Origin of the sequence: Winogradskyella damuponensis (assembly GCF_039538385.1) — a bacterium.
Taxonomy (GTDB): Bacteria; Bacteroidota; Bacteroidia; order Flavobacteriales; family Flavobacteriaceae; genus Winogradskyella; species Winogradskyella damuponensis.
Window position 1 is genome coordinate 1 of record NZ_BAABCB010000015.1, and the last position, 22,798, is coordinate 22,798.

At 34.3% G+C, this 22,798-nt stretch carries 11 protein-coding genes; 6 read left to right on the plus strand and 5 right to left on the minus strand.

Annotated elements, in window-relative coordinates; translation table 11 throughout:
• The 3 genes from ABD730_RS05855 to ABD730_RS05865 all read right to left on the minus strand — a co-directional run.
• Window positions 1-517 (minus strand): PorP/SprF family type IX secretion system membrane protein (locus tag ABD730_RS05855; protein ID WP_344713243.1); only part of this gene is annotated, 517 nt, incomplete at its 3' end.
• A 26-nt stretch (window positions 518-543) separates the two neighbouring features.
• A complete protein-coding gene (locus ABD730_RS05860; RefSeq protein ID WP_344713245.1) occupies window positions 544-4,563 on the minus strand; it encodes a choice-of-anchor L domain-containing protein in 4,020 nt (1,339 codons plus the stop codon).
• A 126-nt stretch (window positions 4,564-4,689) separates the two neighbouring features.
• A complete protein-coding gene (locus tag ABD730_RS05865) occupies window positions 4,690-7,755 on the minus strand; it encodes a T9SS-dependent choice-of-anchor J family protein (protein WP_344713247.1) in 3,066 nt (1,021 codons plus the stop codon).
• Window positions 7,756-8,353: 598 nt separating this feature from the next.
• Between ABD730_RS05865 and ABD730_RS05870 the strand changes: the two genes are divergently transcribed.
• Window positions 8,354-10,105 carry a hypothetical protein gene (locus ABD730_RS05870; protein ID WP_344713249.1) on the plus strand — a complete coding sequence of 584 codons (1,752 nt, stop codon included), beginning with the start codon at window positions 8,354-8,356 and terminating at the stop codon, window positions 10,103-10,105.
• Window positions 10,106-10,184: 79 nt separating this feature from the next.
• Here the strand turns inward: ABD730_RS05870 and ABD730_RS05875 are convergent, their stop codons facing one another.
• Together ABD730_RS05875 and ABD730_RS05880 are read right to left on the minus strand one after the other, a co-directional pair.
• Entirely contained in the window at window positions 10,185-11,528 is a 1,344-nt protein-coding gene (locus tag ABD730_RS05875; protein WP_344713251.1) for a sensor histidine kinase, read from the minus strand.
• Window positions 11,518-12,870, minus strand: coding sequence for a sigma-54-dependent transcriptional regulator (locus tag ABD730_RS05880; RefSeq protein ID WP_344713775.1), 1,353 nt, complete (start codon window positions 12,868-12,870; stop codon window positions 11,518-11,520). Before ABD730_RS05880 ends, ABD730_RS05875 begins: the two co-directional genes overlap by 11 nt.
• Before the next feature lie 299 nt (window positions 12,871-13,169).
• On the opposite strand from ABD730_RS05880, the gene ABD730_RS05885 reads away from it, so the two are divergent.
• The 5 genes from ABD730_RS05885 to ABD730_RS05905 all read left to right on the plus strand — a co-directional run bounded on the left by ABD730_RS05885 (window position 13,170) and on the right by ABD730_RS05905 (window position 22,789).
• A complete protein-coding gene (locus ABD730_RS05885) occupies window positions 13,170-14,420 on the plus strand; it encodes an efflux RND transporter periplasmic adaptor subunit (protein ID WP_344713253.1) in 1,251 nt (416 codons plus the stop codon).
• A 187-nt stretch (window positions 14,421-14,607) separates the two neighbouring features.
• Window positions 14,608-15,285: an ABC transporter ATP-binding protein gene (locus tag ABD730_RS05890; RefSeq protein WP_020895462.1), complete on the plus strand. Its 678-nt coding sequence runs from the start codon at window positions 14,608-14,610 to the stop codon at window positions 15,283-15,285.
• Window positions 15,286-15,424: 139 nt separating this feature from the next.
• Window positions 15,425-17,824, plus strand: a complete 2,400-nt coding sequence (locus tag ABD730_RS05895; RefSeq protein WP_344713257.1) for an ABC transporter permease — start codon at window positions 15,425-15,427, stop codon at window positions 17,822-17,824.
• A gap of 75 nt (window positions 17,825-17,899) precedes the next feature.
• Window positions 17,900-20,317 carry an FtsX-like permease family protein gene (locus ABD730_RS05900; protein ID WP_344713259.1) on the plus strand — a complete coding sequence of 806 codons (2,418 nt, stop codon included), beginning with the start codon at window positions 17,900-17,902 and terminating at the stop codon, window positions 20,315-20,317.
• A 24-nt stretch (window positions 20,318-20,341) separates the two neighbouring features.
• On the plus strand, window positions 20,342-22,789 hold the full coding sequence (locus tag ABD730_RS05905; RefSeq protein ID WP_344713261.1) for an ABC transporter permease: 2,448 nt from the start codon (window positions 20,342-20,344) through the stop codon (window positions 22,787-22,789).
• Window positions 22,790-22,798 lie beyond the last annotated feature (9 nt).

A 22,798-nucleotide genomic window follows, 5' to 3' on the forward strand; every position in this document is an offset into this window, starting at 1 on the left:
AGTTAGGTACAGATAATGATAAATAATATTTTTCAGTGTAGTAAAAGAAACCAGCACCAATGTTTGGTGTTGTTTCATTAATACCAAATCCAAAGAAAGGATCGTTAGTGTCTATCACAGCAACGTTTCCATTTGATAAATCAATGTCATGGAATGTAGCTCCTGCTTTTACACCAAAAGCTAAACGGTGTTCGCTGCCTAAGTTTAAGGTATATGAGACATCTACATAAGCATTAGTTTCTTTAACAGGACCAATATGATCTGCAATAATAGATAATCCTATTCCAAGATTATTTCCAACTGGCGCATGACCAAAGAATGTACCTGTTTCAGGGCCACCTTCAATTTTAGTCCATTGGTTTCTGTATAGTAGTCCAAAAGAAAGATTTTCTCTTGAACCTGCATAAGCAGGGTTTACTATATTCATATTATACATGTACTGTGTGTACTGAGGGTCTTGTTGCCCATGCATTTGAAATGCTAAAAGCAAAACCGCTATAATAGAGAGTTTTTTCATTATATAAAGTTGATTCTGTTAGTTGATTATCTGTTAATGTATACCCAAGAACTTCTTGTTTTGTTTCCTCCTTCATATTCCATAGTGTAGAAATAAGTGCCTACTGGAAGTTCTTCTCCATCATTAGTTTGGCCTTCCCATTCGTTTGTATAATTGGTTTTAGAATATACAAGGGTTCCATTTCTATTAAAAATTTCTAGTTTGGTAACATTAAAACTGCTTAAATCGAAATAATCATTTTGTCCAGGAGAGACTCCTGGTGAAATTCCTTGAGGAATAACACAGTTGTCTAATTCTATAACTGTAACTTCTGTAAATTGATTACATCCTGTATCATTAAATATGACTTCAATTTCATATAACCCAGCATCTAATACCTCTAAGCTTAAGCTATTTTCGTTATCTATAACACCACCATCACGATACCAAACAATAGATACATCTGAAGGTGAATAGTTTTCTGGCATTGCCTCAATAATTATTGGAGTTGAAGCATTAGGACATACTTCATAGTCAAAATCTGTAGAGAAATTTGTAACTGGTTCACTTCCAATTACCAAATTGAAGCTATTAGTTACATAACAATTTATATAATTACTAGATTCTACTCTCACAAATAAAGTTTCACCTGAGCTATCATAATTTCCTGAAATTGCTCCTGTAGCTAATATAGCATCTGCTTGAGATGTGTAATAAGTAACGTTATACAATGAAGCATCTTGACCATTAAGGATGGCTGAATCGTGTTCTGATAAATCAAAACTAACAATGCCATCGTTATCAAAATCACATCCAATAAAGTCTACACTTGCAGCTGTATGTGTTGGAGTAGAGGTAGCTATAGCAAATGTTGTTGTAGCAAAACAACCTGTAGCATTATCTTCTACTCTAACATAAATTGTCTGAGGGTTTGATGTGTTATTGTAAGGAGACGTCAATTCACTTAAGTTATCTATAGCATCTTGTTCAGATATATGATAAGTTACAGTATAGTCTGATGAATCTTGAGTCCCTAAAATAGCATCATCATTTTCGGTAAGATGAAAGAATGCCTGGTTTGTTGTAGAACATTCAAATAAATCAGGAGCAGGATTCGCTATTGGTTCTGGTAGAAATTCAACAAGAATACCATCTGTTATCATACAGTCTTCTGAGAAGATAACTTGAACGTCATAATAATTAGATTCAGTAATTGTTAACGTAGAAGATGTTTCACCAGGAATAACAAATCCGTCTTTATACCAAACATGTGGAAATTCAGGTGCATGTGTGTTTATAATTACAGGTTCATTTAAACAAGTTGCTGTACCTGCATCAATAGTAATATCATCACCTAAACTTAATTCTCCAATATCAAAACTACCTGCTTTAAGGAAAACTCCAGTATCGTATTGCGAATCTCTATCGTCTGCAACAATGAGCTTAATACGGTAAGTTTCTCCAATATTTACAGATGCTTGAGCCGTAAACACAGTTGTTCTACCATTATAATTCATTGGTGGTAAATTTTCTGTGATATATTCTCCAAAATATTCTTCATTAATAGCAGGGCATTCAGAATTTTGCGGATGAACATTAGTTGTTAAAATTGGTGTATCGGAAAATGGAATAACTGCCAGATTAATTGTGTTATCGCTGGAATCTGTTAAGAAAAAGGCAAAGGCATCTGAGAAATTACATTCATCAGTACCACCAATAGCTCCGGTGTATTCCTCTGAAGCCATTAGGAAATCAAAGCTAATTTCTGGTACATAGGGTACAAAGTCAAACTCTATTATAGTTGCATTTCTAGAATTTATACCAAAATTATTGTCTAAGTCATAATCTCCTGGCCATGCGCTTCCACCTGCACTCATTAGATTGTCGTTTGTTCCGGCTGCTTCTATGGCATGTCCTGTACTCATTAAAACTCCTTCACTAAAAGGGAATTCATCTCCGTCCATTGTAAAATAACCTATCCCGTTTGGTTGATCGCTACTAAAGCTCGTACCTGTTGAAAATGTAATATTTGAAACATTAGCACAATCACTTCCAAATAATACGTCTTGTATCAATTCTTCAATAGTATGAGAATCATCAGTTACTTCTATGCTATTAAAACCAGGTTTAATACATAAATCAAAAGTTACATCCTCAGCTTCAGAGCCTTCTGAAAATACTCTTATATAATAAGTATTACCAATGACTAATTGCGGAGTAGTGCTCGTGGTACTATCCATACAATACAATTCACTAAGGTTGCCGCAACTACCTTCGTAAACAGCATGATTAATACCTGACGAATTACCATTAACAACTATGTTTTCAAATGATATTATTTGGTTGTTATGTAAAGCTGTAAACTGAAACCATACATCATCATCAGGGTCGCCTGAACAAGAAGAATCAGGTGTACCAGATGGGGTTGCCGATAAAATCGTACCAAAATTTAACTGGTCACAACTGTTATCTGTATTTACAACTGCGATTGTAGCGTTTGAGCAATCATTGTTGTCAGGAATACAGCCTGTTAGTTGTATTGGTAAACTGTTGAATACACAATTGAAATCTTGATCGTTATTTAAAGTGTATATGACATCCACATTAAAAGGAAAAGGTCCTATTTGGTAAATGCCTGTTGATGTAATAGTAGTGGTATTTGGGTCTATATTGTTAGATAAGGTTAATGATGTTGCGCTACCTAATGATGTAACATTAACATCCAATAAATATTGATCACCATTGTCACAATCATCCACAAATGCGAAGGTTGACTCTGAATTTGTACATGTAGCACAAGAAACAGTATAGTTAATACCGTCTTTCATAGGTAAGTCTCCACTAGCACAACTTGATGGTAAAAAATCATCTGAAGCGATATAAAATGATATTCTATTACCGCTAGATGTATAAGAAACGCCTGCTAGATTGCCTTCATTGCCAAAGAAATAATCAGTGTAAGCCACGATAGGAGAGCCATCAGTATCAATAACTACCAATGGATCCCATCCTTCTTGAATATAACCAGACTGAAAAGTTAAAGTTAAAGGGGTGCCATCTGTACTCGTAAAAGTAAAGACTTCGGGATTAACCACTCCATCATCTCCATAACACATAGACTCCACTAATGGGCCGTCATTACAATCAATGATAAAGTCTGTTTGTACTGGTGTTGTAAAAGTAAGAGGGCCTGCCCAAATACTATTGCCATTTGTACAATTTGCTCTTACATATACATCATACTCTGTATCAAATAATAGGTTGTTTTCTATAATACTTGTAACAGAAGAGAATGTACCCGATGAAGGAATGCTAGATCCCGAAGGGATAACAACATACTCCCATGACGATTCACTATCATTAGCTTCCCAAGCAAAGCTGGCAAAAGCATATGTGTCATTAGAATTCACGTAATTAAGAGATAGTGTTGGCGAAATACAAAATGTTCCACAAGTTTCTACACGTACCAAATCAATAGACATATCTGCTCTACTGCTAAAAGTTGCTCGAGTATTTTTAAACTCAAGATATATAGATTGCCCGAGATAAGCATCTAGGTTTACACCTACTGGTACCCAAGCTTCAGAACTAGATGTCTGTAATTGACCAGTCCATGTAAATACATTAGTAAATGGGCCAGAAATTGAATTAGAAACTCCAACTTCTAATTCTCCCATATTGTCACCATAGGCATGCATATAAAAAGATAGTTCTGCGCTATCTGTAGCTGTAGTAAGATCAATAACAGGACTAATTATTGATGCCGATTCTTGGTTAACATTACCAGAAGCTTCAAAATTCATATAATTAGAGCCACTATATGGTGAACTTGGTCCTGTTGAGCCACTATCTGAATTTCCTGGTATTTCCCAGTTTCCCCCAATATTATTGTTTGTGATATCTCCTATCCATCCATCAGAATCATCAAATTCGGCTGTAAATACAAACGTAGAGTTGTTAGACGGGCAAGAGACTCCAACTGGAGGAGATATTGTTTGACATAAGGCTATTGAACTTCCAAGCATGCAGAATGCTAAAAAGGTCAGTTTGAAGATATTCTTATTCATTTCAGTTTTTATTTAATTCGCTAAAAAAATCAGTCAATTTATAAACAGGTGACCTGTTCAGGTATGTTTTAAAAAAACAAAAGCCACAAAGTGAAATTAAGTGGCTTTTGTTTTTTACAAACAAATTTATTGTTTAAGTACTCGTATCGTTTCTGTAACATTTGCTATAGTTACTTTAACAAAATATGTTCCTATATTTAAGTTAGACATGTCTAACTCACTAGCAATGTTATTAGGCGTCGTTCTTAATACTTCTTGACCTAGCATATTATACACAGTTATATTTTCAATGCTTTTTTTAGCATTCAATGTTAATGTGTTTTTTACTGGATTAGGGAAATAGGTAAATGCAGATTCATTAACTACATCATCAACACTTAAAGCAGTACAAGTTACTGTTGCTTCCCATCCTGTTAAGCTAGTATAAGGGTCAGATGTAAACTCAATAGTTAAGGCTCCAGATGGATCTGTAGAAGTGTAAAAGTCTCCTACATGAAGTTCGCTACTTGCAACTATAGTATTGTCTCCATTACCACTGTCTTGTCCACATAGTGTTTGAGCTAAAACTGGGTATGTGTTATCTGGACCGTTATATATGGTTAAGTAATCGTAACATCCATCTTGTTCACCAGGACCAAAGGTGTCTACTTCTATATCAACGTATGTAAACGTAATAGTTACTGCTTGTCCAGCAGAATCTGGAAGAATAGTTGTAGATGAAAATTCAGAATCTGAATAATTACCGTTGCTTCCGCCACCATCTACAAAGATACCGCCACATGCAGGAGGGACAATTGCCGTTGCAAATGTGTAAGGGCCAGTCCAAAGAGAAACTCCATTTGCATCACACTCAGATTGTACATAAAACTCGTAATGGGTATCATCTGTTAAATCTGTAAGTGTATATGGATTTGTAACTCCAGATATTGTTGCTACACCTGTTGCCGTTTCACCTGCAGTTATATTAATAACTTCAATGTTCCAAGTTGTAGCAGTGCCGTTAGCGGTCCATGCTAAATCAGCTGAAGTAGTTGTAATGTTTGATACCGTTAATGCTGTTGGAGACATACATAAAGGAGCTTCATCAAAAGTAACATCATCAATAGCGATATCATCATCAAAATCACCTGGTTCAATCACTTCAGAATATGTGAATCTTGCTTGTGCTGGTCCTGTAAAAGTCAAGCCACTAAGATCTAAAGTTTTTAATTCCCATCCGGATGTGTTTGTATTGTATGTTGCCATAAGGTTCCAAGCAGCACCATCCCAAACTTCTACATCTAATTGAGCATTTGCTGAATCTTCAGAATTACTTATTTCATAAAAACTCAATGCAGGTGTTGTCAGTGTACTTACGTCTACAAAAGGACTCAATAAATATCTAGGCCCATGTTCTTGAGAAGCATCTGCTGCTGCATAGAAACCACCTGATGTTGTACTTCCTGTTATTACACCGTCGTTTCCAACATGGCTTAATCCTGATGCTTCAAAAATCCAATCTTCTTCTCCTGAATCGCTATACATTCTCCAGCAATCTGGTATTGCACCACCATTATCAAAACCTTCTGTATATGGTGCCATAAGCGGATTACAATCTGTTTGAAATGATACTGGTCCTACCCAAAATGAATTACCATCGGTTGCACCACAATTAGATTGTACATAAAATTCATAATTGGTGTCTGGTAATAAAGCTGTTACAGTATATGGATTGGTAATTTCAGATAATGTTGCTACACCTGTTGCCGTTTCACCTGCAGTTATATTTACAATTTCAATATTCCAAGCTGTAGCAGATCCCGTTTCTGTCCATGCTAAGTCTGCTGTTGTGGCAGTAACATTTGCAACTGTTAAATCTGCAGGAAAGATACAAGCTATAGGATTGTCAAAAATGACATCATCAATAGCGATATCATCATCACTCCCTCCGTTAGGTTCAGAGAACGTAAAACGCGCTTGTGCTGGCCCTGTAAATGTTAAGCCACTGATATCTATTGTTTTTAATTCCCAACCTACTGTATTCGTATTATATGTAGCCATAAGATTCCATGCTGCTCCATCCCAAATTTCAACATCTAATTGTGCGTTATCTGAGTCTTCAGCATCACTTATTTCGTAAAAACGTAATTCAGGTGTTGTTAATGTACTTACATCTACAAGAGGACTCAATAAATATCTAGGACCATGATTACTAGATGCATCACAAACAGCATAATAACCACTTGATAATGTTGTTCCTGTTATGTCACCTCCGTCACCTACATGGCTAGGGCCTGATTCATTGAAAAACCAGTCTTCTTGTCCGGAATCGCTATACATTGACCAGCAATCTGGAATATCACCTGCGTTATCAAAATCTTGTATATAAGGTGCTGTAAAAGCATCACAAGCAGTTGTAAATGCGATAGGACCTACCCAAATAGATGGACCTTCTGTGCCACAATCTGCTTGTACGTATATTTCATATTCGTTGTTAGACGTTAAACCGGTTATTGTATAAGGATTTGTAGCCCCACTAACTGTTGGTGTACCAGTTACAGTTTCACCTGCAGTAATATCTACAATTTCTATATTCCAAGATGTAGCTGTACCATTCTCTGTCCATGCAAAATCAACAGTGGCATTAGATATGTTTTCTACTATTAAATCAGTAGGCTCCATACATGCAGGAAATGTGTCATTTACAAAATTATCTACATACAATTCCCATTCATCTTGTGATGTTGATCTAATAGCAACATAAACGGATTGGCTATCATAAGCTGATAAATCTAAAGTTACCTTAGTCCATTCTCCAGGCGCGTTACTTTCTTCTTGTAAGACTACAGTAAAATCGGCAGCAGTAGCAGCTGTAGTGGATAATAGTACTTCATAAGGCTCTAGAAATGTACCACTTCTTGATTTTACATAGAACGTTATTCTGTCGTTTAAGCCAGAAGTTACCGTAATTTGAGGTGTAACTAAGTAGTCATCATTAGGATTATCATATCCAGACTCTATCCTTGCAATAGCAGAGCCATCTTGTGCACCATCTCCTTCTGGTGTGTCATCCCACACCCAAGAATTTGTACTTGAAAGATCTAAAATAGTCCAAGTTGCAGGTATTTCGGTTTCGAAGCTCTCTGTAAATTGTGCATTAGATCGCCAACAAAAAGCAATCATTACGATAAATAGAAAAGTAATTTTTTTCATAAAGTTTGGATTAAAAAGTTAGTGTTTTAATAGTTTTAAAATTTAGCTCTTTTAAATATTTAAAACTTATGAAGCTAAAGTTGAACATTATCTTCCTTATTTTTGAATTTTAAAGGTTATCAAAAGGTAATCATGCTAAAATTAATAAAGATGATTGTTTTTAATTTACTGTTAATCAGTATGTTAATAAAAACGCAGATTTGCAAGAAAAAAATCAGTAACAGTATTAAAAAAATGAGAATTAAGTAGGGTTATTGAATTTTAATTGAATTTGTATTAATAAAAACAGCGTTAATTAAAATATCTATGAATAAAAAAAGCAATAATATTGAAGGAGGTTATTAGTGCTAAAATTATTTGTAAAGAAAAAATTTGAGTTTAATATTATCTTAAGATTAGCATTCATTTTTGACAAAAAACATACTAAAAAATCATGATTATCATAAAAAATCTGAAATAAATTTAATTGCCTTAATTATATTGTAAACTTTCATTATCATTAAAGGCTTTAAAGAATTATTGAATTTCAAAACAAGAATAATAACTCTTTTTTTGAGAAGAATTACCGTCTCAAATTGATAAAAATTATAAAGCAACTATGTTTTTAAATGTCTTAAAAAAAATAATTTTACTCATTATATCGCTTGCCTTTTGTAATTCGCTATATGCTCAAGATAAGGAACGCCTAATTAAGATTAGTGACTTAGATAGTTTGCATGATGAATTTTATGGACAAGCTTCTGAAGAATCATATATTATACATAACAAACTTTTAAGGCAATCAAAAAAACTGTCTTATACTAAAGGTATACTTTCAGCTTATAAATCACTAATGTGGCAACATGGTGTGAGTTCAAGAGCAAATTTAGATAGTGTTTTACATTACGCAGACCTTTTTGAAACTAAAATCGCAACAAAAAGTATTCAAGCAGACACCTCGTTAATTAAAGAGTTAAAGCTTCCCGAATATTACTTAAATAAAGGTCAAATATTAGCTAATGGCTTTGGTTTGCCTGAACAAGGGTTAGAAAGCTATTTTAAAGTTTATCCATTAATCCCCAAAGGGAATATTAAGTTATCTATAGCTTACAACATTTCGATTTCTGAAATTTACTATCATAAATTCCAATACGATAAAGCACTCGAAGTGCTCACGCCTCTATTAAAAGATACTGTTGGTATTGGGTCTTTTACAAAAAAGAGATTATTAAAAAATATTTCAGCAAATTATGTTCATAAAGACATGCCTGAAAAAAGCTATACCATGCATAAAGCATTATTAGATTTAGCGATAAAAGATAATGATATTGATGGAATATGGTGGACTAAAAACAGATTGGCAAATGACTATTTTAGGTTAGGTGATGTTCAAAAAGCTATTGATTCTGCCTTAGCTGTGAGAAAATATTGTATAGAAAATAATACTCATCAACTCATTTTTAATAACACAGCTTATTTAAGCACATTCTATCATGCTGCAGGAAATTTAGATAAAGCAATTGCTTATAGAAAAGAAGCTCTTCAGTTAGCATCTGGGTCAGAATATAAGAAAGATACTTACGATAGGCTTGCCGAGTACTATACCGAGAAAAAACAATACTTAAATGCCATAGAAGTATATAAAAAGAAAGATGAGCTAGTTGATAGTTTAAGGTCAAATGAGAAAAAAGCCCTTTCTAGTTATATTGATTCTAACATAAAACTTCTTAAAGAAAAACAAAAAAGTCAGCAAATACTTTTTGACATGGAGTTACTTGAAATAAAAAACAAAAAGCAAGAACTTTATTATCTAAGTATTAGTGCCATACTTGTAAGTATCATTCTTTTATTAGGAAGTGTTCTATTATTTAGAAAATATAAAAAAGGAGAAAAGGTTATAGAAGTCTTAAAGAGTAATGAGAAAAAGCTACTCGAAGAAAAAATTATGCTTCGTGAAAATGAACTAGAAGCTTCTGCTATAGCGTTATCACAACGTATAGAAACACTTACGTTAATAAAGAACGAACTAGACGAAATAAAAAAACCACTAATTCCAAAGTTAGAAGAGGCTAAGCGTAAAATAGATAATCTTATAAGATCTGCTTCAGATATGTCTATTATTACTAAGAGGATAGAGTCAGAATACCCAACAATGTCTGCTAAATTATTAAACAGGTATCCTAATCTATCAGATACCCAAATACGCTATTGCTTATTAACAAAAATGAATCTCTCTATTAAAGAAACGGCTACGATCTTAAATGTAACTCCTGATACTGTAAAAGTTGCTAGAAGCCGATTAAAAAAGAGATTAGATATACCGTCAGAAATGTCAATTAAGATGTTCTTAGATAAATTATCTAAAGAGTAATTTTTTTTGATAAATAAGAATTTTATAGATACTTAGATTTTAAATTATAGTGTATGTTGTGACGTAAAACCAATTGTTTTTAAAACACCAAACTAAATACAGAACCTTCGCCTTCTACACTTTTAACAATAATTCTACCTTTATGAAGCAACATAATTTGCTTACAAAGGCTTAATCCAATGCCGCTTCCTGTGGTTTTACTAGTAAAGAACGGTACAAAGATATTTTCTAAAATGTCTTTAGGAATTCCAGAGCCATTGTCTAAAACCTTAATCACAATATCTCTATTTGGGTTTTCAGAAGCAAGGACTTTAATTTCGGGATGGTCTCCGTCTTTACAAGCATCAACAGCATTTAAAATAAGGTTGATTAAGACTTGTTCTATAAGATGGGTGTCAATATCCAATTCTAGTTTAGGAGAGGTAACATTAAATGCTATGCTTATATTTTTAGCCTTTATTGAAGGTTCCATTAACAACTGAAGATTATTAAATAAGTCGTCAATTTTAACACGTTGTAGGTTGAGGTGGGTTACTTTACTCAAACTTCTATAGGTCTTCGCAAATTTTAAAAGACCTTCACTACGGTTTTTAATGGTTTTAACTCCTGCATTTAAATCGTCTAACTCAAGGCGTGTTTCTTCAGGTTGTTCTATAGCTAATTGTAAGTTCTTTTGAAGTGTATCTGCTAAGGATGAAATCGGAGCAATAGAATTCATAATCTCGTGTGTCATCACACTTAAAAGTTTCTTCCAAGATTCCGATTCATTTTTATTTAAAGTATCATCAATATTCTGAATCACAATTAATTTGAAAGCATCCTCTTTAACCTGAAATACAGTATCTGAAATTAATATTTTAATACTTTCATTTTGAAGCGCAATCGAAATGGAATTCGGTTCTCTATGGTAGGTTTCAAAAATAGTATTGAATAATTCTGGTTTTCTGTTTTCTACAAATCGAATATTTTTAAACGACGGCATATCTAGCGTTTCCCCAAAAGAATCATTACTCCAAAGCACGTCACCCGATTCCAGATTATACGCAATAATACCAATGTCTACCATCTCTAAAATCTTTTGAAGGTAAACGTATTGCGCTTCGTTTTGAGAGTTGATTTCTTTAATCGTTCTATTAATTTCATTAAAGCCTGTGTATAAAAAACGAATATCTTTTGGCCCTCTATCTTCTGGAAACCATCTCGAAAAGTCACGATACTTAACTGCTTCAAAAAAATCATCCATCACCACAAATCGTCGTTTTACAAATGTGTAGGTATTAATACATAAGTAAAGTAGTGCAATGCTAATTACTACAATGTAAGCCGTCTGTTCCTTGTATATGGTATAGGCTAATGCAAGTATGGTACTCACTAAAAGTAGAATTCTAAAAAAGAGCCAAAAGATGTAACTTCTATAGTTCATACTTTTCTAATCTTCTGTATAAAGCAGCTCTTGTAATGCCCAGTTCTTTAGCCGATTTAGACACGTTGCCCTTATTTTTTTCAAGGACATTTAAAATCGCATTTTTTTCTAAATCGTCTAAGTTTAAACTTTTCGTGGTAATACTGGTTGCTGAGGACGGACGTTCTATTGATGAAAACACTAAGTCTTCAGGTTTTAAAACGGAACCATCGGTCATTATCACAGCACGTTCTAAAACGTATTGTAATTCTCTAACATTACCTGGGAAATCGTGATTTTTTAATTTTGAAATAAATCCGGAATCAAATGAAAACGGACTTTTATTATATTTTTCGGCATATAAGGTGACAAAATGATGTGCTAATTCGGTAATATCTGTGCCACGATCTCTAAGTGGTGGCGCAATAATGTCCACCGTATTTATTCTGTAAATTAAATCTTTTCGAAATTTCTTTTCGTCCGCTAAAATTTGTGGGTCAATATTCGTCGCGCAAACTAAGCGAATGTCAATAGGAATTGAAGTATTAGAACCTAAAGGCGTCACATATCTATTCTGTAAAACGGTGAGCAATCTTGCTTGTTGGGCTAAACTAATATTACCAATCTCATCTAAAAATAATGTACCACCATGGGCAGCTTCAAAACGGCCTTTTCTGTCTTCTCTAGCGTCTGTAAACGCACCTTTTTTATACCCGAATAATTCACTTTCAAATAATGATTCGGTTAAAGCACCAACATCTACCTTTACAAAAGGTTGGTGTTTTCTATTGGAGTTATCATGAAGCGCACGAGCAATTAAATCTTTACCTGTGCCGTTTTCACCAAGGATTAAAACGTTGGCATCTGTTGGTGCCACTTTTTTAAGTTTGGTAAAGACATCCGTCATAACATCACTGTCGCCAATGATTTCAACTGTATTGCTATTAAGTTGTTTCTTCTGAGTGTTTTGGGATTTCTTTTGACTTAGAATCGTTGTAATCGTTTCTACGATTTTTTCATTCTTCCAAGGTTTCATCAAAAAGTCAGAAGCTCCTTCTTTTAATCCTCTTATCGCCAAATCAATATCAGCATAAGCGGTCATTAAAATAACAGAGGTTTCAGGTTTTTGCTTTCTAATTTTATTCAACCAAAAAATACCTTCGTTACCTGTATTGACCAAACCATTAAAGTTCATGTCTAAAATGATAATGTCGTAGGAGGTACGCTCAATTTGAGACGCAATATTACTCGGATTTTTTTCGGTAACCACTTCCTTAACCAGTGGTTTTAAAAGCAGGCGTAATGCTGTTAATACATCAACATCATCGTCTATAACTAATATTGTAGCGTTTTTTAATACCATCACTCGATAATCGAGGTTTATTTATTAGGAAGTCCTTTCAAAGCCCAACGTCATTCTTCGGAAATAACGTATGGAGCTCATTCTAAGGTTGTGTTTACAATATTACGATTTTATCTTGGGCTTATAAAAATTACAAAACCTAAATTTTTAGAGCCTTCAAAAGTGTGCGTTTTCGAACATAAAGTGTATCAAAAACGGACACTTTTAGTTTTAGATTTAAACATAATTAGCTGTAAATAAGGTTTTTGTGGTTTTGGCATCATCTTCACTATATAAACTGTATAAATAAAAGAGATATAATGGACGTTCCAATTCAGAAGAAGAAATTTTCAAATCAAAAACTAGGATTAGCTTTAGGGATTTTAGCCATAGTGGCTTTAATCGTGTATGTTATTTTTCAAACCTCAGGTGGTTCAAAATTGAATGTTGAAAAAGAACGCATTTCAATCAATACCGTTTCAAAAGGAGTGTTTCAAGAGAATATTCCTGTTAATGGTATTGTATTGCCTATCACCACTATTTATTTAGATGCGTTAGAAGGCGGCCGAGTAGAGGAGAAGTTTGTTGAAGATGGAGCTATGTTAAAGAAAGGCGAACCTATTTTAAGATTATCGAACACTGATTTGGAATTGAGTTTAGTGAACCAAGAAACATCCGTATATAACTTGTTAACGCAAATGCAAATCTCTCAAAATGCAGCGCGTCAAAATACCATTAACAGACAAAATCAATTTACTGATGTTGAAAATAATCTGATTGAAGCGGAACGTGTTTATAATTTGAATAAACGCTTATATGAAAAAGGAGCCATAGGACGAATGGACTACGAGTCGTCTCAGAATAATTATGAGTACCAAAAAGAACGTATGAAACTGGCTAAACAAGTCTTAACTGAAGATACTATTTCGTCTAAATTAGAAGTAAGCCAAGCAAAAAACTCTTATGCCAGAACCCAAAGTGCTTTAGAATTAATGCGAAAAAAAGTAGGTGATTTAGTGGTTAGAGCACCAATTGATGGGCAATTAACATCTCTTGATGCTGAAATCGGACAATCTATAAATAAAGGAACACGATTAGGACAAGTTGATGTCACTAGTGGTTACAAGGTAAGAGTTGATATCGATGAGCATTATATTTCTAGAATCTATAATGGTCAAATCGGAACTTTTACGTTGAATAATAAAACCTACTCGTTAGTCATTAAAAAAGTATTTACACAAGTAACGAATGGTCGTTTTCAAGTGGATATGAAATTTGAAGGAGAGGTGCCAGAAGGTATAAGAAGAGGGCAGAATTTACAGATACGTGTTGCGTTAAGTGCAGAGAAAGAAGCTCTGTTAGTTGCTAAAGGTGGGTTCTTTCAAAAAACAGGAGGTAATTGGGTGTTTAAAGTGAGTGAAGATGGTAACACGGCCTATAAAGTAAATATCAGATTAGGAAGTCAGAATACAGAATACTACGAAGTGCTTGAGGGATTAAATCCTGGTGATAAAGTAGTGACATCGAGTTATGATGCTTTTGGTGATACAGAAGAGTTGATTTTGAAATAGAGTTAAGAGTAGAGATAAAAGATAATATAAAATTGAAATTGATAAAAAATAACACATTATTGCTCTAATAATCATTATGTGGATTGTACCCTTGAGGGGACTTGAGGGGGGGGGGTTAATAAAGTAAATACAATATAGATAAATAATAAAGATTCCTGCCTTCGCAGGAATAGTAAAAACAAATACAATGATACAAATTACGGACTTAGAGAAATTTTATAAAACAGAAGAAGTGCAAACCATCGCTTTAAATAAACTGTCTTTTAATGTAAAAGAAGGTGAGTTTGTGGCAATCATGGGGCCTTCAGGATGTGGGAAATCGACCTTATTAAACATTTTAGGGTTATTGGATGATCCAGATGGAGGCAGCTTTATGTTTAATGGTACTGAAGTCGCTGGTTATAATGAGCGTAAGCGTTCAGAATTACGTAAACATAATATCGGTTTTGTATTTCAGAGCTTTAACCTTATCGATGAGCTTACCGTTTTTGAAAATGTAGAATTACCATTAATCTACACAGGTGTAAAACCTGCAGAACGTAAAAAGCAAGTGGAAGCGGTTTTAGAAAAAATGCAAATTATGCATCGTCGTAATCATTTTCCTCAACAACTTTCAGGTGGTCAACAACAGCGTGTGGCTGTCGCAAGAGCCGTTGTAAACAAACCGAAACTAATTCTTGCCGATGAGCCAACAGGAAATTTAGATAGTACTAATGGTAACGAGGTTATGGATTTATTAATCGATCTTAATGAAGCCGGAACAACCATTATAATGGTAACACACAGTGAGCATGATGCTAAATACAGTCATAGAATTATAAGAATGTTAGACGGACAAAAAGTAACTGAAAATATATTAGCATAAATCGACTTTCATCAATCAATCAATCAATCAATCAATCAGGTGGAAGCACTTCAGTATAGCATCAACCAACCAATCACTTAAATGTACTGAAGTGTCAAAGCCAAATCAATCAAGAAACGAACAGTAATTTATAGAAATCATGCTAAAAAATTATTTCAAAATAGCGTTTAGGAATCTTATTAAAAATAAGGTGTATTCATTTATCAATATTTCAGGTTTAGCGGTTGGCATGGCAGCGACGATTATGATTGGTTTATGGGTTACTGATGAATTAAATTTTAATAATCATTTTAAAAATAAAGAGACTATAGCTCAAATATTTCAAAGTCAGACTATAAATAATACCATTGGAACAGGTCCAGCAATTCCGAGACCATTAGAGTTTGCTTTGCGTCAAGATTATACCGATAACTTTAAACATATTGTGATGTCATCTTGGGAGCAACCACGATACCTAAAATTTGGTGAAACCAACATTTACAGAACAGGAAACGCGATGCAAGAAGGTGCAACCGATATGTTGGACTTGGATATTATTGCAGGTGTTAAGGATGGCCTTAAAGAGAAGTATTCAATCATGCTCTCTGAATCTGCTGCCAATGCTTTATTTGGGAATGATACGGCACTTGGTAAAATCGTAAAAGTAAATAACGAAGATGATTTAGTTGTCACTGCAATTTATAAAGATATACCAGCTAACAATTCGTTTAGCGACATGAAATATATCATTCCATGGAAACATTATGTCACCACGCAAGATTGGATTGAATGGTCTAAAGAATCATGGGGAAACAATTCTTTTCAGTTGTTTGTGCAAATCAATGCGAATACCACTATGGATGTGGTCAATTCTAAAATTAGTGATGTAAAGAAAAATGCCTCATCCGAAACAGCTCAATTTAATCCGCAACTATTTTTATTACCAATGAAAGATTGGTATTTACGAAGTGAGTTTGAAAACGGTGTGCAATCTGGAGGACGTATTGAAAACGTTTGGTTGTTTGGTATTATAGGTTTGTTTATTCTGTTATTAGCTTGTATCAATTTTGTGAATTTAAGTACCGCACGTTCCGAAAAACGAGCGACCGAAGTTGGTATTAGAAAATCGATTGGCTCACAACGTAGTCAGCTTATTTTTCAATTTTTAAGTGAATCGTTTTTAATAGTTTTTCTCTCATTTATTGTTGCACTTGGTTTAGTGTTGTTATTCTTAAATGGATTTAATAACCTAGCGAGTAAAGCCATTGTTTTTCCGTGGACAAGTCTTCAATTCTGGTTGATAGCATTGGTATTTGTAGTTGTTACGGCATTTTTAGCAGGAAGTTATCCTGCATTGTATTTGTCATCTTTCAATCCTGTTGCGGTATTAAAAGGCACTTTTAAATCTGGTCGCTATTCATCCTTACCTCGAAAAATTTTAGTTGTAGCACAGTTTACCGTTTCAGTAGCATTAATTATAGGAACATTGGTGGTAATGAATCAAATTCAATTTTCTAAAGATCGCCCTGTTGGGTATAATAAAGAAGGATTGATTCAAATTCCTGTAATGAGTAACGAGTTTATCGGAAAAAAAGATATCATGAGGAATCAGTTTATAGCTTCTGGAGGTGCTTTAGAAATGACGGGTACAAGTGGACCAATGACTAATGTGTGGTCCAACCGATCTGGCTATACTTGGGATGGTAAGCCTGAGGGGTTTCAAGAAGATTTAGCATACACTTCTGTGTCTTATGAATTTGTTGAAACTTTAGGTTTAAAAGTACTAGAAGGGCGAGGGTTTTCGAGAGCATTTGCTTCAGACTCTAATGCGGTACTTCTTAATGAAACCGCTGTAAAATATATGAATATCAAAAATCCTATTGGGAAGTATATAAGGGATTCTGATACTGAAGATCCAAGTCCACCTTTAAAAATTGTAGGCGTTGTTGAAGATATGATTATTCAATCGCCTTACAGTCCAGTAAAACAAGCGATGTATGTTTTTGATAGCGAAGATAATACGGCGTTTTATAATGTAAGGCTTAATCCTGAAAAAAGCACCAGTGAAAATTTAGCGCTTATTGAAACTGTCTTTAAAAAGAACTTCCCAAACACACCTTTCGATTATCAGTTTGTGGATGAAGAATATGGAGCAAAGTTTAAGTCGGAAGAACGTGTTGCCAGTTTAGCAAGAGTCTTTACAGTGTTAGCGATTTTTATAAGTTGCTTAGGACTTTTTGGATTGGCATCGTTTGTTGCAGAACAACGCACAAAAGAAATTGGAGTCCGAAAAGTATTAGGAGCATCAATCAGTCAATTGTGGTTATTGCTTTCAAAAGATTTCATCACGCTTGTAATCATAGCATTGTTAATTGCATCTCCGTTAGCTTATTATATTATGGGACAATGGTTGCAGAAATTTAGTTACCGCACAACCGTAAGTTGGGATGTCTTTGCGATTGCTTGTTTTGGAGCATTAATCATTACACTAATCACTGTAAGCTTCCAAGCCGTAAAAGCAGCTACGTCAAATCCTGTGAAATCACTTAGAACAGAATAAATCAATAAATCAATCAATCAATCAATCAATCAATCAATCAATCAATCAAAAAACGAACAGTAATTCTTAGAAACTATGTTTAAAAATTATTTCAAAATAGCACTCAGAAACCTCTGGAAGAACAGAATATTCACAGCACTCAATGTTGTAGGTCTTACAGTGGCATTCGGAGTAGCTCTATTATTAGGTATGTTTGCGGTTTTTCAATTGTCTTTTGATCGCTTTCATGACCATGGAGATACGATTTATAAAGTGTATTCAGAAGATAGTGGACCATACGGTATTGAAGCCAATACCTCAAAATCTGAACCTTTTGCGGCAGCACTTCGAGATGAGGTTACAGGAGTAGAGAAAATTACACGTTATAGTGGATCTGGAGTTTTATTAACGTATCAAGACAAGCAACTTGGTATGGGGACTGCTTATGTAGATCCCGACTTTTTTGATATGTTCAGTTTTCCCATTGTAAAAGGTGATACGAAAAATCCAATAACGTCAGAGTCTTCAGTTGCAATGACAGAGCAGGCTGCAAAACGCATATTTGGAGATGAGAATCCTATAGGGCAAACGGTTACTATTTTACGAGATGAAGAAGAAGTGCCTTTTAATGTCACCGCGATTATTGAAGATTTTCCCGATACAAGTTCTATAGGTTTTGATATCGTGCTCAATTTTAAAAGCCAAAATGAACATGCCTATGCCAGAACTGTAGGACGTTGGGACATGGAGAATCATGAGGTGTATATGCAACTTTCTGAAGGTTTAAAACCTGAGCAATTTGAGAAAAGCACAGCAGATTTTACCCAATTACACTATAAAAATGAGATTGATAATGCCAAGCGTGATGGTTTTGAGCCTAATGCAGATGGCCTTTACAGACAAATAAAAGTATTGCCGTTGGCAGATGTTCGCTTTGCGAATTTTAATCAAGGAGTGGTTAGTGTCAATCGTACCATGCCGTATTTAGTTTTGGGAATTTCTTTTTTAATTCTGTTTATCGCTTGTGTGAATTTTATAAATATGAGTATTGCCAAAAGTTCACAACGTTTGCGTGAAATCGGTATGCGAAAAACACTTGGAGCCAATAAAAAACAGCTCTTCTTTCAGTTTTGGGGAGAGAGCATTTTAGTGTTTTTAATGGCTATAGGTTTAGGAATTTTATTAGCTGTGGTGTTATTGCCTTATTTTCAAACACTCTTTAGGACGCAAGCTTCATTGGCAACATTACTAAATCCATCATTACTGATTTTGCTAATTTTTAGTGTTTTGCTTATTACATTAATTGCAGGTGGTTATCCTGCATTACTTATGAGTCGTCTAGGGACTTTACAAAGTTTAAAAGGAAAGCTACAGGTGAATGGTAAAAATCGTTTACGTAACAGTTTAATGGTTTTACAATTTGGGATTGCTATTTTATTGATCAGTGGTACGCTTGTACTTTGGGATCAGGTCGAATTTATGCGAACTAAAGACTTAGGGTTTAATAAAGATCAGGTCATTGCTTTTCCGCTTAATGGAAAACTCAACGACCAAAAGGCTATAGAATTACTTCGAAATACGCTTCAGGATAAGCCGAATATTGTGAGCATCACAGCATCCAATAATATTTTGGGTATTGGTAAAGATGGTAATCGAACGACGAGTGTCTTAGGTTTTGAGCATAAAGGACGTGGAGTGGATACGCATATGTTAGTTGTTGATGCCGATTATGTTGAAACTTTAGATTTGAATATTATTGAAGGCCGTTCATTTCGAAAGAATTTAGTGAGCGATAGTCTATCGGTTATTATCAATGAAGCGATGGCCAAACAGATGAATGAAGACGATATTTTAGCATCTCAAATCACACTAGATGATGCTTCATACAATATCGTTGGAGTAATTGAGGATTTTAACTTTCAGGAATTAGATCAGCATATTGCACCTATGACCTTATTTGCACTTCCTAATTGGAATCTAAGAAATGTCTATGTTAAAGTCACATCTCAAAATTTAGAACAGGCTTATGATGATGTAAAAACAGCTTGGAATACCATAGAGCCTAATGTGGAGTTTCAAGGCTCATTTTTAAATGAAAATATAGAACGGACCTTACGCAACGAACGCACTATGATTACCATGATTGGTAGTGGATCAATACTAGCGATTATCTTAAGCTGTATCGGTTTGTTTGCCATGTCATTGCTTATTGTGGCACAACGACGAAAGGAAATTGGTGTACGTAAAATTGTTGGTGCGAGTGTCTCTGCAATTACGGTATTGCTTACCAAAGACTTTCTGAAATTAGTTGTTATTGCATTTCTTATGGCTACACCTATTGCGTGGTGGACCATGAATAAATGGTTACAGAACTATCCGTATCGTATTGATCTTAATATTTGGATTTTCCTTGCAGCTGGTGGAATTGCCGTGTTAATAGCCATGCTAACCATAGCTGTAAAGACAATAAAAGCCGCAACATCTAATCCTGTAGAATCTTTAAGAACGGAATAACTAATCCATTAAATCATACACATCATGATTAAAAATTATTTCAAAATAGCGTGGAGGAACCTTATGAAGCATAAGGTGTTTTCTCTAATCAATATCATAGGTCTTACCATTGGATTAAGTGCGTCGTTTGTAATTGGTTTAATGGTGTATTATGATGCTACCTTTGATGACTTTCATAAAGATGGTGACCGAATTTATAGAGTGGTTACCGATTTAATTAGTCCAGAAGATACCTTTTCTATTTCTGGAGTCACTTTAGCCTTAGAGGATGAAATAAAGGATGATTCCAATTTTGAAACGGTTGGTAGTTTTTATATAGAACGCCCTTTTAAAGTTGAAAATAGAGAATTAGGTTCGGAATTTAAGTGGCCAAACTTTGTCATTTTTACAGATGCTAATTATTTTAAGATTTTCAATTACACGTTTTTAGCAGGAGATGAAACTAACATCTTATCACATCCAAATAGTGTTATACTAACTGAAAATAGAGCAGCAGATTACTTTCCAAATACGGTACCTTCAGATATTATAGGAAAGACCTTAGTCTATAACGATTCTCTTAATGTTACTGTAACAGGTATTGTTGAAAATTTTAAAGAAAGAACCGATTTTGTGTTCGAAGAATTTATAGCAAAACCTCTTCTTTTGCAAACCCGATTACGAGAAAATTTCCTCAATTTAAATTGGAATAATACAAATGATGCTTCACAACTCTTTGTAAAAGTAGCTTCTAATGCCGATGTATCAGCCATACAAAATCGTCTTGATAATTTAGCTGCAGAGCACCAAGATGAAGATTCAAAAAAATATGGTGATGAGCAAAAGTTTGGATTACAACCGCTATCAGATATTCATTTTAATGAAAAATATGGCATCTATGATTGGACAAAAGGGCAAGCCAATAAATCACTTCTGACAAACTTAGCTTTAGTGGCTGTATTCTTGTTATTGTTAGGCTGTATCAATTTTATTAACCTCAATACAGCACAAGCATCTCAACGCGCCAAAGAGATTGGTATTCGTAAAACCTTAGGGAGTTCTAGGAAGCAATTGATTAGTCAGTTTATGGGAGAGACCTTTTTATTGGTGCTTATATCTGCTCTATTGTCTGTTTTACTTTCTAAATGGTTAATAAATGTGTTTTCAGATTTTGTGCCAGATGGTCTAAATTTTGAGCTTTTTAAATCGCCTTTAATTGTTGTTTGTGTTATTCTTTTATTAGTCATCGTAACCTTTTTATCAGGATTTTATCCAGCCCTAATTTTATCAAAATTTAATACCGTTTCCGTATTAAAAAATCATTTAGCTGTTGGCGACAAAAAGGTGAAACTAAGAAAGTTTTTAACCATTTTTCAGTTCACCATTGCTCAGATATTCATAATTGCCACATTATTGGTCGGTAAACAAATTAATTTTCTGCTCACTACAGATATGGGTTTTAAAACGGATGCTATTATTTCTGTTTATAGTCCAAGAGGTGAACGTGAAGTTTCCAAAAAAGAGCTTTATGCTGAAAAATTAAGAGCCATTCCAGAAATAAAAGAAATTAGTATTGGTGGTACACCTCCTGCATCGATATCCACAAATAGTACGTCTCTTTCCTATAATAATGGTGAAAATGAGGTTAACACCGACTTGCAGTTTATTTTTGGAGATACTAATTATGCCAAAGTATTTGAGTTAGATCTTTTAGCCGGAAGAAGTATAAGAAATGATACGGTTAAAGAGTTAGTCATAAACGAAACCTGTAGAAAAAAACTAGGATTTAAAAGTCCAGAGGAAGCCGTTGGTAAGATCGTTTTGTTAGGTGGAGAGAATGTTCCGATTGTGGGTGTCATGGACGATTTTTTTCAACGTTCATTGAAAAGCAATATTAAGCCTATGGCATTTCGTGGAGATTGGAACCGTACAGATTGGAGTCAATTTCAGGGTCTACATTTAGCGTTGCAAAATGAATCTTCCGAAGGCTTAAAAACAACATTGTCTAAAATTGAAAATGCTTATAAATCCGTCTATACAGAAATAGATGATTACCGCGTAGAGTTTTTAGACGAAAGCATTCAAAATTTCTATAATCGCGAACGTAAAATGTCTAAACTATTAAATTGGGCTACGGGCTTATCTATTCTCATTAGCTGTTTAGGCTTATTGGGTCTTGTCATTTATACCACAAACCGACGTGTAAAAGAAATAGGCGTGCGTAAGGTTTTAGGTGCGTCATTATTTCAAATTAACACAATCCTATGTAAAGAATTCTTAATCTTGGTTGCGATTGCTTTTGTAATTGCGGCACCAATTGCTTGGTATGGGATTAATAATTGGTTGCAAGATTTTGCCTATAAAACGAGTATTAGTTTTTGGATATTCTTGGTAAGCGGATTGGCTATGATTTTCTTTGCTTTACTAGTTATTAGTGTAAAGACGCTTCAGGCTGCCAACGCTAATCCAGTAGATTCTTTACGTTCAGAATAAATCAATTTG

What these genes read in the sequence shown, in the direction of transcription:
- ABD730_RS05885 (WP_344713253.1), top strand. Translation starts at nt 13,170, where the DNA reads ATGGACGTTCCAATTCAGAAGAAGAAATTTTCAAATCAAAAACTAGGA.
- ABD730_RS05890 (WP_020895462.1), top strand. Translation starts at nt 14,608, where the DNA reads ATGATACAAATTACGGACTTAGAGAAATTTTATAAAACAGAAGAAGTG.
- ABD730_RS05860 (WP_344713245.1), bottom strand. Translation starts at nt 4,563, where the DNA reads ATGAATAAGAATATCTTCAAACTGACCTTTTTAGCATTCTGCATGCTT.
- ABD730_RS05905 (WP_344713261.1), top strand. Translation starts at nt 20,342, where the DNA reads ATGATTAAAAATTATTTCAAAATAGCGTGGAGGAACCTTATGAAGCAT.
- ABD730_RS05900 (WP_344713259.1), top strand. Translation starts at nt 17,900, where the DNA reads ATGTTTAAAAATTATTTCAAAATAGCACTCAGAAACCTCTGGAAGAAC.
- ABD730_RS05865 (WP_344713247.1), bottom strand. Translation starts at nt 7,755, where the DNA reads ATGAAAAAAATTACTTTTCTATTTATCGTAATGATTGCTTTTTGTTGG.
- ABD730_RS05870 (WP_344713249.1), top strand. Translation starts at nt 8,354, where the DNA reads ATGTTTTTAAATGTCTTAAAAAAAATAATTTTACTCATTATATCGCTT.
- ABD730_RS05895 (WP_344713257.1), top strand. Translation starts at nt 15,425, where the DNA reads ATGCTAAAAAATTATTTCAAAATAGCGTTTAGGAATCTTATTAAAAAT.
- ABD730_RS05875 (WP_344713251.1), bottom strand. Translation starts at nt 11,528, where the DNA reads ATGAACTATAGAAGTTACATCTTTTGGCTCTTTTTTAGAATTCTACTT.
- ABD730_RS05880 (WP_344713775.1), bottom strand. Translation starts at nt 12,870, where the DNA reads ATGGTATTAAAAAACGCTACAATATTAGTTATAGACGATGATGTTGAT.